The sequence below is a fragment of the Protofrankia sp. Cj5 genome (assembly GCF_917627405.1).
Taxonomy (GTDB): domain Bacteria; phylum Actinomycetota; class Actinomycetes; order Frankiales; family Frankiaceae; genus Protofrankia.
On the sequence record NZ_CAKJTO010000129.1, the window covers coordinates 1 to 11,561 of the forward strand.

7 protein-coding genes and 2 pseudogenes are annotated in these 11,561 nt (G+C 65.5%); 4 read left to right on the forward strand and 5 right to left on the reverse strand.

The annotated features are described in order from the left end of the window. Nucleotides 1-484: reverse transcriptase/maturase family protein (locus MJ777_RS20080; RefSeq protein WP_239377441.1), on the forward strand; the 484-nt coding region annotated here is incomplete at its 5' end. A gap of 37 nt (nucleotides 485-521) precedes the next feature. On the opposite strand, the gene MJ777_RS22805 is transcribed toward MJ777_RS20080, so the two are convergent. Then, on the reverse strand, nucleotides 522-656 hold the full coding sequence (locus MJ777_RS22805; protein WP_255724128.1) for a hypothetical protein: 135 nt from the start codon (nucleotides 654-656) through the stop codon (nucleotides 522-524). A 178-nt stretch (nucleotides 657-834) separates the two neighbouring features. Between MJ777_RS22805 and MJ777_RS23250 the strand changes: the two are divergent. From MJ777_RS23250 to MJ777_RS20095, 3 genes and pseudogenes are all read left to right on the forward strand, one after another. Continuing rightward, nucleotides 835-1,992: pseudogene (locus MJ777_RS23250) on the forward strand (group II intron reverse transcriptase/maturase); the annotation flags it as partial. A gap of 169 nt (nucleotides 1,993-2,161) precedes the next feature. Beyond that, nucleotides 2,162-3,376 carry an IS1634 family transposase gene (locus tag MJ777_RS20090; RefSeq protein ID WP_239377443.1) on the forward strand — a complete coding sequence of 405 codons (1,215 nt, stop codon included), beginning with the start codon at nucleotides 2,162-2,164 and terminating at the stop codon, nucleotides 3,374-3,376. Between the two features lie 49 nt (nucleotides 3,377-3,425). Continuing rightward, nucleotides 3,426-3,896 (forward strand): annotated as a pseudogene (locus MJ777_RS20095) (IS30 family transposase); the annotation flags it as partial. 609 nt (nucleotides 3,897-4,505) lie between these two features. Here MJ777_RS20095 and MJ777_RS20100 read toward each other — a convergent pair. The 4 genes from MJ777_RS20100 to MJ777_RS20115 form a co-directional block, all read right to left on the reverse strand. Continuing rightward, a complete protein-coding gene (locus MJ777_RS20100) occupies nucleotides 4,506-5,900 on the reverse strand; it encodes a hypothetical protein (RefSeq protein WP_239377444.1) in 1,395 nt (464 codons plus the stop codon). Beyond that, nucleotides 5,897-8,788 carry a peroxidase family protein gene (locus MJ777_RS20105; protein WP_239377445.1) on the reverse strand — a complete coding sequence of 964 codons (2,892 nt, stop codon included), beginning with the start codon at nucleotides 8,786-8,788 and terminating at the stop codon, nucleotides 5,897-5,899. Before MJ777_RS20105 ends, MJ777_RS20100 begins: the two co-directional genes overlap by 4 nt. A 66-nt stretch (nucleotides 8,789-8,854) precedes the next feature. Further along, the gene (locus tag MJ777_RS20110; RefSeq protein ID WP_239377446.1) at nucleotides 8,855-10,564 is read right to left on the reverse strand and encodes a thiamine pyrophosphate-binding protein; all 1,710 of its coding nucleotides are present in this window, start codon (nucleotides 10,562-10,564) and stop codon (nucleotides 8,855-8,857) included. Nucleotides 10,565-10,607: 43 nt separating this feature from the next. Then, on the reverse strand, nucleotides 10,608-11,561 hold a 954-nt coding region (locus tag MJ777_RS20115; protein ID WP_239377447.1), incomplete at its 5' end, for a thiamine pyrophosphate-binding protein.

An 11,561-nucleotide genomic window follows, 5' to 3' on the forward strand; every position in this document is an offset into this window, starting at 1 on the left:
CCCGAAAAAGAACGGGAAGAAGCGTCCTCTTGGCCTGCCGACCTGGTCGGACAAGCTGGCCGCTGAGGTCGTGCGCCTGATTCTGGAGGCGTACTACGACGTCCAGTTCTCCGACCGCTCCCACGGTTTCCGGCCAGGCCGAGGCTGCCACACCGTGTTAGGTGAGGTGGTCGACGTCTGGAAGGGAACACACTGGTTCATCGAGGGAGATATCTCCCGCTGCTTCGAGCAACTCGACCACCAGGTCATGCTCGACACGTTGGGTGAAAGAATCCACGATAACCGGTTCCTCCGGCTCATCAAGGGCATGCTACAGGCGGGGTATCTGGAGGACTGGAAATGGGGAGCGACACTGTCCGGCGCCCCACAGGGGGGTTTATGCGCAGCTGCGCATAAACCCCCTTATGAACAGTGCTGGATTATGCGCAGCGCTGGCCTGTCGGGCCTGGTGAGGACGCAGTCGGGGGTCGAGCGCTGCGCATAACGCATCTATCCGGACCGGCCCCCTCGGAGGTGGAGGCTCACAGCGTGGCGAGCCAGGTGATCAGTTCGGGCTCTTTGTTCCATTCGCGCAGGTCGATGACGGCGTCGATGTAAGCGGCTTTGAGGGCTCTGCGCTGGCTTCGGTCGAGGCGCGTGCGTAGATTTCGGTCCAAACCCGACATCGGCGCGGACGCAGTAGCTATCACAGCCGACGTCCGATCATGCAGGCCCGGCACCACACTGAACCGCTGATCAGAATCATCGGCGCGTTATGCGCAGCGATCCGCCCCCACCCGGGCCCTCACCAGGCCCGACAGGCCAACACTGCGCATAACCCAGCACTATTCATAAGGCGGTCCGGCATCCCCGATCTTGTCAAACATTTACCTCGACCGGCTGGACAGTTTCGTCGTCACGCACCTGTTCCCGGACTACAACCGGGGCAGGCGCAGGGCCCCCAACCCTGCCTACCAGAAGATGGAGTACGCGATCGCCCGTGCCCGGCGACGTGGAGACCGGCAGGGGTTGAGCCGACTCCGGAAAGAACGTCGCCAGCTGCCGAGCCAGGATCCCAGAGATCCGGATTATCGGCGGCTTCGGTATGTGCGGTACGCGGACGATATTCTGCTCGGGTTCAGCGGTCCGAAAGCCGAAGCAGCCCAGATCACCGAAAGGATACGGCAGTTCCTGCATGATGACCTCAAGCTGGAACTGTCGAGGGAGAAGACGCTGATAACCCACGCCCAGACCGGGCGGGCACGGTTCCTCGGCTATGACATTGTGGCCCAACACTCCGACACGAAGATCGCCCGGGGTCGCCGGTCGGTCAATGGAGCCATCGGGCTACGTGTTCCCCCAGACGTGATCAGAAACAAGTGTGCCCAGTACTCCCGGCGTGGAAAACCCGCGCAACGGCCACAGATGCTCGACGACACCGACTACACCATCGTGTCGAAGTATCAGGCCGAGTACCGGGGCGTCGTCCAGTACTACCTGCTCGCCGGTGACGTCTACCGGCTTCAGAAACTGCGCTGGACCATGGAAACCTCCATGCTCAAGACCCTGGCAGGCAAGCACAAGTCCACCGTCAACACGATGGCCCGCACGTACAAGACCACCGTGAAGACAGACCACGGACCGCGCACCTGCTTTCAGGTCACCGTCCCACGCAGCGACGGCAGGAAACCGCTGGTCGCACGATTCGGCGGCATACCGCTACAACGACAGAAAACGGCAGCCATCGACGACCGGGCGCCCGTCCTGAACACCGCCCGCGGCAACGAGCTGATCCACCGGCTCCTCGCGGGTGCCTGCGAGATCTGCGGATCAACGGACAGGGTGGAAGTCCACCACGTCCGCCACCTCGCGGACCTCAACAGGCCAGGACGACGCGAAAAACCGGCATGGGTCCGCCTCATGGCCATGCGACAGAGAAAGACACTCGTCACCTGCCGCCCCTGCCACGAGGCCATCCACGCAGGCCGGCCGACCACGCAACCCACGGCATAACCACTGGAGAGCCCGTTGCGGTTAACGCCGCCCGGCGGGTTCGGCGGGGGGCCGACGGAAAAGGACCCAACCAGGGCACCTCGCCGGCGGCCTACCCGACTCGGAGCGCGGGCCGGGGAAACGGGCTGGTGGGAACACCAGCACCGCGCCCCGGTCCGACCCCTACTCCATGTCGCTCTACGGCCTCTACAACCATCCCGAGGCCGGCGGCGAGTACGCGACCCCGCGGTTCGGCCACCCGAAGGACGGCCGGACCGACCTGCGCCAGGTCCAGGCCGGCCTGGCGGTGTCCGCCGACGGCGGGATCCCCGTGCTCGCCCGCGCCTACGACGGCGGCGCCGCGGAGATCAGCCAGGTCGACGAGGCGATGCGCGCGATGCGTGACCTCGCCGGGCCGCGCCGGTTCCTGCTCGTCGGGGACCGTAAGCTCGTCTCCTACCGCAACCTGACCGCAATCGACGAGACGGGTGTGCGGTTCGTCGCCCCGGCCCCGCGCTCGATCGTGCCACCGGCGGTCCTCGCCACCCAGGACGTGGCGACCGCGGCGATCGTGCACTACGTCCCGGCTCGCGAGGCCGACCTGTTCGCCCACCAGCGCGACCTGCACCGGGTCCGCGAGGGCACCGTCACGCTGAACGGCCCGACCGCCGCCGACCCGCCGGCCACGTACCGGGCGGTGTTCGCCCACTCCGCCCGCCGGGCCCAGGCGTCCCGCACCGCCCGCGAAGCTGCGATCGAGAAGGCCCGGACCGACCTGGCCCGGGTCCACCGCACCCTCGGCGGTCGCTACTACCGCGACACGGACGCTGTCGACACCCGCGTCGCGAAGATCACCGCGGAGCGGAAGGTCGGTCGCTGGCTGCGCGTCCACACCGACACCGACCTGGACACCGGAAAGCCCCTGCTGGTCTGGCACTTCGACGCCGAAACGCTCGCGGTCGACGAGAACGCCGACGGCTGGTTCGCGTTGCTGACGAACCTGACCACGGACGAGGCCGACGCCGACGAGGTCTTGGTGACGTACAAGGGGCAGGAAGCCGTCGAGCGCCGCTACTCGGCGCTCAAGGGCCCCCTCGGGATAGCGCCCGTCTTCCTGCAGAACCCGAAACGGATCCACGGCCTGATCCACCTGCTCTGCCTGTCGCTGCTGGTCTGGGCGCTCATCGAGCGAGAAGCCCGCCGCGCCGCCGGCCCCAGCGGGAAGGTCCCCGGCCTCTACGCCCGCCGCCCGGCGGTGCCGACCACCCTGCTGATCGTGCGCGCTCTCGCCCCGATGCGCCTCGTGCCCGGCCGCGACGGCCAACCCGGCTATATCCCCCGGCCCACCCCGCTCCAGCAGCGTGTGCTTGACCTCCTCGGCGTCGACCCCACCCACCCACCGTGATCATCAACCGGCCCCGTCAACCCATCAAAACCGGATGTGCGGAGGACAGGGATTCTGGGAAGGGGACTTGATAATCGGGAAGGGAAACAAGTCCCAGATCGCGACGTTGGTAGATCGTACCACGCGGTTCGTCATGCTGGTGCGGATTCCCTACGACCGTAACGCCGAACGCGTCGCCTACCTGCTCGCGAAGAAGATGGAAACCCTGCCTGAGTTCTTCCGGAACAGCGTGACCTGGGACCAGGGCAAGGAGATGGCCCGGCACGCCGATTTCACCGTGAGAACCGGGATGCCAGTCTATTTTTGCGATCCGCATTCGCCGTGGCAGCGGGGTTCGAACGAGAACACCAACGGCCTTCTTCGGCAGTATTTCCCGAAGGGCACGGATCTGTCCTTGCATTCCCAGGAGGATCTCGATAGAGTGGCCGCAGAGCTGAATGGCAGGCCTCGTGAGACGTTGGGCTGGCGCAAGCCGATAGAAGTTTTCAACGATCTGCTGGAAAGGCATGCGTCGCCTTGACCGCTTGATTCCGCCAGCCAGGATCGGACTCGCGCCACCTACATGCCGAACGCCGCCCGGGCAGTAAACGGGTATCCCCCGGACTCATCCCGAAGCCTTGATCACAACCTCGGTTCTGACGTTGTCCATATTCTTTCGACACTTCGACAGTGGTTCGCTCTCGCTCGCCTTCCCGAACCGCACCTGACCCGGTCGTCCCCGGGCCTTTTCCGTCACGCTCACGACCCCGCCCGTTGAGGCGACGCCGCTGACGGTGGTTTGCGCCCACCACCCGCATGGCGACCACGGAGGGCCATACCTCCATCTCCCATGGAGCACCGCTCCAGAAGATCCCTGTCTATCTCAAGATCAGAGTCCCCCTTCACGCTCGTGGCGCAAGATCAACGAATACGAACGAGCCGCCTAAAAGCCCGGGTCAACGCTGGTAGCCGGGTTCTGGTACCCCACAGGTACCGCCACCGCACCGGGCACCGCCGACGCCGTTACGCAACGCTGAACCAACTCGTCGGCGGTGCCACTGACGCGATCAAGCACGGCCATCGGCATCCGACTCGGCCGCACCCTTGCTGCCTGAATAAACCAGCAGGGTCCCACAGGGTATGTCAATCGTCACGTGGCCCGGTGGTGCCAGTGCTCGTCATGTGTTTCGTGGGTCTCGGTCAGACCGTTGCGAAAGAACCGTTCGTAGTAGGCGTTTTCGACGTGATGGACCTGCAGCCAGACCCCGGGTACGTGGATCGTGTCACAGTGCGCTGGGAACCGGCCGTGGGTTTCGTAGATGTAGGTGCAGATGTCGCGGGTGCAGGCGATCACGTCGGCGGAGTAGTTACTGGCCTGTCGGAGGTACTGGGCGCCAAATTCGCCACGGTAGATGCGGTCGAACAGGCCCTTGTCGGAATAGGTGCCGTTAGGTCCGAACTTGTCGGCGACGACAGAGTCAACCGCGTCGCTCATTGTCGCATAGTTCGGCGGGCACATCGCCTTGATCAGGTGCTCGCCGTTGTGACGCAGTCCGACGGCTGTCGCCCGCAGGTTGGCGAAGCGCGGCAGCGGCACCTGCCACCGTAGGAGATCCGCCGGCTTCCATCGCGGAACACTCCAGTCGAAGCCCAGCATCGGGCCGTAGGAGGCGCGGAACTTCGGGTCCCCGAGAATGATCGGTGGCGCCAGCGAAGCGTGGATCCATGCCCCGAGGCCCATGGCGTCTGCGGTAAGCACGAGGTTCTGCAGAAGCAGGTCGGCTTCGACCTGTGTGCGCATGGCCCACAGGGTGCCGAGCGGGAGTTTGATATCCTTGTTCAGGAACCCTGACTGCACCCACTTTCTCACGCCAGCTGGGCGGTAGAAGTTGCGGTCATCGACGATCGTGGGCCGCGCGCCGTCGGGTTGGGTCAACAGATACATCATGCCGTTGATGTACTGCCGGGAAAGGTCGACGACCGGAAAGAGGACGGTCGTGCCCGGCAGGTTCGACAGGAATCGGTTGGAGTCCAGATATGCGGGGAAGTCACGGTTGCCGTCCGGTACGTCGATCCGGTGGTCGAGCAGCTTTACTTTCGCTTCGGCGGCTCGGGCGAGAAGGGTGTCCGCGTTGAATGCCGACGCCGCTGGGTCCGTGGGGGGCGGTAGCCTGCGAAGAAAGTAGGTTCCTGTGTTGTTGATGAGGAAGAAGTGCGTGCCCTGGGCGTTGTCCGGGCTGCCGGCGGCCCGACCCTCCATGTGGAGGTTGGGTTTGGCCATGATCGGCTTGTGGTCGCGGGGGTCGGCGAAAGGCCGGTCGGGCATGGTGAGGCCAGTGCACCCGGTGAGGGAGATGAGGATCGCTTCCTCGAGGTCGGTCAGCGGTGTACAGGGCTCCGTGGAGGTCCAGCTCATCGACCCCGCGCTCAGCGAGCTGCCGCGGCTAACCCGGTGGGTACGGCGCCGCCAGATCGAGGCGAGCAGCGGGCGGTCGAGGAGGGCGTCGAGACCGAGATGGCGGTGTTGTGTCATCTGGTCAGTCATGCCTGCGTCCCTTCGCGGCGTCGGATGACGTGTTCAGCGGTGACCCCGGCCGTCGAGGCCGGGACGGGCCGCCACGGTACGAACGCGCTCGCTTCTCGTGGCAGGACCGCGGACAGGTCTGGGCAGTGACGCAGGATAAGGCTGGTCATTCCGTTGTTCGCAACCCAGTCCATGCCGAACGGGGAATACACTTCGGGGCGGAAGTCGACGGTGAGGAAGCGGTCGCTTTGCAGGCGCCGTGATGCCATCAGGATGAAGATTCGGAACGCGGTGTCGGAGAAGCCGAAACCGGCCGGCGGTGTCTCGGCGAACAGTCCGACCATGGTGTCAACCTCGTCGATGGTGCGGTAGACCCGCCGCAGCGCCTGCGCGGAGTCGGGGTCGCCGCACAGTTCCTCCCAGCTTCTGATGCGGGGCTTGTGTAGGCCGGCGCGGAAGTCGTTGTAGCGGGGGACCCCGCGGCGGCGGGTCCGTACGAGGTCAATTACGGAGAGGTCGATGAGCTGGCCGTCCCGTTCGAGCCGTTGGAGCGACCGCGGGTAGTTGTGCAGTGTGATCGCACCTGGGTAAGCCAGCGCGAACGAGTATAGCGTGTTCTCCAGGCCGAATGCCCGTAGCTCGTCGTCGGCGAGAGCACCCTGGATGTCGAGAAAGCCACGATTGCCGAGCACCTTACCGGTTCGGTGGTCGGCGAACTGGTAGTCGTCGGGTACCAGGGGGTGCATCCGGTAGACCGCCACGAAATCCTCGGTCAGGGAATATGGCACCCCGTGGTGATCGGGCATCGTCTTAGGGATTCCGACCCGCGCGTGGGTGTCGAACAGCCATATACCAAGGCGGGTAAGCCAGTCATGGGCATTGGGTCCGTTCCAGTTGGCGTTCATAGCGAGGTTGAGGGTCTCGGTACCGAGGATCGCCGGGGTCCATTCCACCGTGTGGATTTTCGCGATCAGTGCGGACACGATTAGCCGCGCGGTCTGATAAATTCGCTCGTCGGTCCACCCCCGATACTGTCTGCGCAGCTCGTCGCACAGTAGGTTGTGTTCGCGGGCGAAGAGCGTGTGCATGGCGCTGAGGCCCAGCCACCAGCTTTCGTTGAACCCGGTGATCTCGAAGCCCTTGAGGTCCCGCGGCAGGTAGCCTTCTGGGGTCATCCGCAGCTTCGCGCCGTCTCGGAGCAGACTGCTTCGGTTCGGATCGGCGCCGTAGATTTCCGAGCCGTCCCACCAGTGCGACACGACGTTACCGAAGACGGGGGCTATCGGGTTGGACCTGCCATTAGCCCGGGAAATGTTTCCGGCTATCCGCATCTGCCGTTCGGGCCGGCCGCCCGGCGTGTTCGCCCAGGTCATTCCATCGGGCAGGGGCACGGTGATGTCGCTTTTGCCGATTGGGTAGCGGGCGTGGCTGACCCAGTCGTGCACCTGGAACTGGATCCATGCTGCCGCGAGGAGGTTCAGCGAACGCGCCGGTAGGAACCGATCGCGGATGAGGAGTTCCCGGCTGACCGTGACCGGGTTCGGCTCGTCGAACAGGTTGGGCCGGTAGTCGGGCCGCAGGTTGCGCCCGAATGTCGCCCCGACCGCACCCATCGTCGGGACGGACAGGTCGTTGTCGGTGCCGTCAGCGGCGCGGTAGATGCGCGCCGGCTCCGGGGGAGGGGCTGGCGGCACGGGGCGGGCTCGCGGCGGAGCCTCCGTCTCCTCGGTGTCGAGGAGGTTCCGGCGACGCAGTTCCTGCCGGATCACTTGGAGGTTGAGCAAGCCTAGGCGGGGCGGGAGCCGGTGCCAAGCCACGACGCGGTTGAGCGCGGCGAACAGTTCGCGGATGCCCGCGCCGAGCAGTTCGTTCCGCAGCGGTGGCGTCGCTGCCCAGCGGTAGCCCTGGCGGTGTGCGGCGCTGGCGTCGTAGGCGGCTTTGCGCGCGCGGTTGAGGTTGCCCAGCGGGCGGAACGTGTCGGTGGTGTTCCACGGATTGAAGGCCAAGGCGTCGATGGCGCGAGCCCGCTCCTGGGTATCGGCCGTGCTGAGGTCCTGTCGTGGAATGGTCAGAACCGCGACCGGTTCCGGCACGGAGGCCTGCTCCGACCACCGTACCGCGGTGTCCTCGATAGGGGTCGACTCCTCGTCGATGTACCGCTGAACGCAGAGTTCGAAGCGCACGTCGTCGGCTGCGAGGCGGCGGGCGGCCTCGGTGGACAGGTAGCCGGGGTCGTCGGCCCGGGGAGCCGGAGCCGGCACCGCATCGGGGGCCGGACGGAGCAGGTAACGCACCGCCAGGGTAGGCCCCCACCGCACCGCCCCGCGACTCCAATATGTCTCCGTGGCCACGCTGCTGACGGTGCGCCGGCGGCTGACCGTGACGTTCCTCAACATCCGGGTCGTCTCCCCCGGCCCGAACGTCGCAAGCAGCTGGAGAATGCCGGCAAGCCGGGCGGCGTTTCCGCCGGCAGTCGCCTTGGCGAACTCGACGAACTGGTGCGCGTTGCGGGCGTGGGACACCGGGAAGTTCGTCATGAGCAGGTCGTGCGACTCCGCGGGCGACACTTGGATGCGCAGCGCTACCCCGCGCAGATCCGGTTTCGCGTCCGCCTGCCCTGTGCCGGCGGCATTGGAGAACCGGACCACCGTGGGGTACGACGCGCCAGGCCGGGAAAATTCAACACGGAGGTCGTCGGCCACATCTACGAAACGGATCTGTGCATTATCCACCGCGAGGGTTGACTTTGCGTGGAAGGCGCGGTCGACGCCGTGCGGAACCCCATTCCTACTCGCAGTCCGAGCCGTCTTGAGTTGAACCCGCATCAGATCCCGGGCGAATGACTCGAACTCGCGCCGTTCGGCCTCGGGGCTCCCCCCGGAGTAGGTCTCCGTCCACAATCTGCTCATGCCGTCCTCCCTGAGCGTGGAACCGGCCAACCGGCCGATATCTGGGGGCCATGACGCCCCGGCCGGTCACCGTCCGCGGAACCTGGCTTCGACACTCTCGACGAGCCCGGCGATCACGCCGTCTGGTGAAGGGCTATAGTGCGGGATGGCCCATCGTGTGATCTTGGCGTCGATGACCGCAGGCCGGCCGGCGGCCAGTGCGGCCCGGAACGCTTCCTCGAACTCCTCGAGCGTCTCGACGCGGTAGCCGTCCGCGCCACACGCCCGCGCGTATGCCGCGAAGTCTGGATTCTGGAACTCGACGAGTCCGCTCTCGCCATACGTTGCGACCTGGTAAATCTTAATCAATTTAAACTCCCCGTCGTTGAAGATGACCCATATGACGGGAATGTTGTGTTCGACGGCGGTCATCAGTTCGAACCCGGCGAGGGAGTAGCAGCCGTCGCCGCAGCCGACGACCACGGTCCGTTCCGGTTCCGCGACCTTCAGGCCGATGGCGCCGTTTACATGACCGGCCATCGGCCCGAACGAGCCAGCCTTGCGAAAGTTCTGCCCGTCCTCCAGCTCGACGTAGTATCCGAGCCATGCCAGGTGCGCGCCGGCGTCGGCGAGCAGAACACCCTGCGACGGCAGCATCCGGCCGATAGACTGAGCGAGCTGCCCCGGGTGGATTGACCCTGTCGGGTGGACGATGTGCCGGGCCTCGTAGCTGCGGTTGTCGACGCGGGCTTCCGGCACGTCGCCGACCTTCTTCTCGAGCGCGTCGACCAGCGCGGCGACCGCGGGACGCGCGTCGGACAGGAGCGCGAAGTCGGGTTTGTATGCCTTGCGGAACTCGGTCTCAGCGATGTTTACGTGGATGAGCAGCTTTTCCGCGAACAGGTCCTGTCGGTAGTTGAACGTGGCGTGCTGGTTGAGGGAGTTCCCGATACACAGCACGACCCGGGCCTCGCGGAAGGCCTTCCATGCGCTCGAGTGGCCGCTGTCGGTGAAGACGCCCACGGACAGCGGATGCCGTTCGGACACGATCCCCTTGCCATCCAGGGTGGTAAGCAGCGGGATCTGGAACCTTTCGATCAACCGCCTGATCTCCGGTCCCGCTCCGCTGCGGACGGCGCCGAACCCTACGAGCGCCACGATCCGTTCCCGTTTGCTGATCGCGTCGGCGAGCACGTACGCGATCTTCTCGACGCGGTCCGGGTCGGGAAGGACCGGGGCGACGTCCAGCCGGATCTGCCGGAACTTCTTGACCTCAACGCCGCGGTGGGTGAGGTTTTCCGGAACGTGGATGTGCACCGGGCCGGGCCGTCCCTCAAAGGCAACGTTGACAGCTTCCTCCAGGACGTCGCAGGTGTCTGCGGCGTCGGTGAGCAGGAACGACCTCTTCGTGGTGGCGGCGAACATCGCCTGCGAGTCGGGTGTGCGGTTCAGGCCGGAGGTCTCGTTAAGGGATCCCCAGCCTTGCCATTGAGTCGACGCGTATCCGGAGACGGCCAGGACCGGGTAAGAGTCGGACATGGCGACCGCGAGCCCCGAGAAAAGGTTGAATGCGCCGGGTCCGGCCGTCGCGAAGCAGAAACCGAGCTTGTTCGTATACATCGCGTACCCGCAGGCCATGAACGACGCGGCCTGCTCATGACGGGCAATGATCGGCCGGATCTGGCGCGAGTGTTTAAGCGCCAACATGAGGCTCGCCGCGTTTTCCCCGGCACCACCGAAAGCGGCCCGGACACCGATTCCCTCCAGGCCCTTAACGATGGCCTCGTAGACTCTCATCAATTCTCCTCGGTCTGGCTCATAGCTCGCGGATCCGTCCTAGTCAGCGGCGCGAGGACCGTTCCTGGCCGCGAAGGCGCTCCTCGAACGTCTCCCATATCCCGGCGATCATGCCGTTCGGTGAGGTGCTGTAGTGAGGCAGGGCCCAGCGGGTGATCTTCGCGTCGATCACCGTCGGCCGACCCGACCTGAGCGCAGCGGCGAAGGCGCTCTCGAAGGCGTCGAGTGTCTCCACGGCGTAGCCGTCGGCGCCGCAGACTCGCGCGTACGCCGCGAAGTCTGGGTTCCGGAACTCCACGAGACCAGCTTCACCGTAGGTCGCGAGCTGGTAGGCTTTCACGAGCTTGTACTCACCGTCGTTGAATATCACCCAGATGACCGGAACGTCGTTTTCCACGGCGGTCATCAGCTCGAAGCCGGCCATCGAATAGCAGCCGTCGCCGCACCCGACGACAACCGTCCGGTCCGGCTGGGCCAGCTTGACGCCGATTGCCCCGTTCACGTGGGCCGACATGGGACCGAACGTCCCGGTCTTACGGAAGTTCTGGCCTTGCTCGAGATCCACGTAGTACCCCAGCCAGGCCAAGTGGGCGCCGGCGTCGGCGAGGACTATCGCCCGCTCCGGCAGCATCCGGCCGATCGCCTGCGCCAGCCGCCCCGGATGGATCGCACCCGCGAGGTGCGGGATGTGTCTCGTCTCGTAGTCACGGCTTACGATCTTCGCTGGGTCGACCGGGCCGACCTTCTTCTCGAGGGCGTCCGTGATCGCTTCGACCGCCAGGCGCGCGTCGGCAACGAGCGCGCGTCCCGGAGGGTAGGTCTTGCCGATCTCGGTTCCCGAGATGTTGACCTGGATGAGGAGCTTGCCGTCGAACAGGTCCTCCCGCAGGCCAAAGGTTGCGTGCTGGTTGAACGAGTTGCCGACGGCCAGCACCACATCGGCTTCCCGGAACGTCTTCCAGGCACTTGCGTGCCCGCTCTCGGAAAATACGCCGAC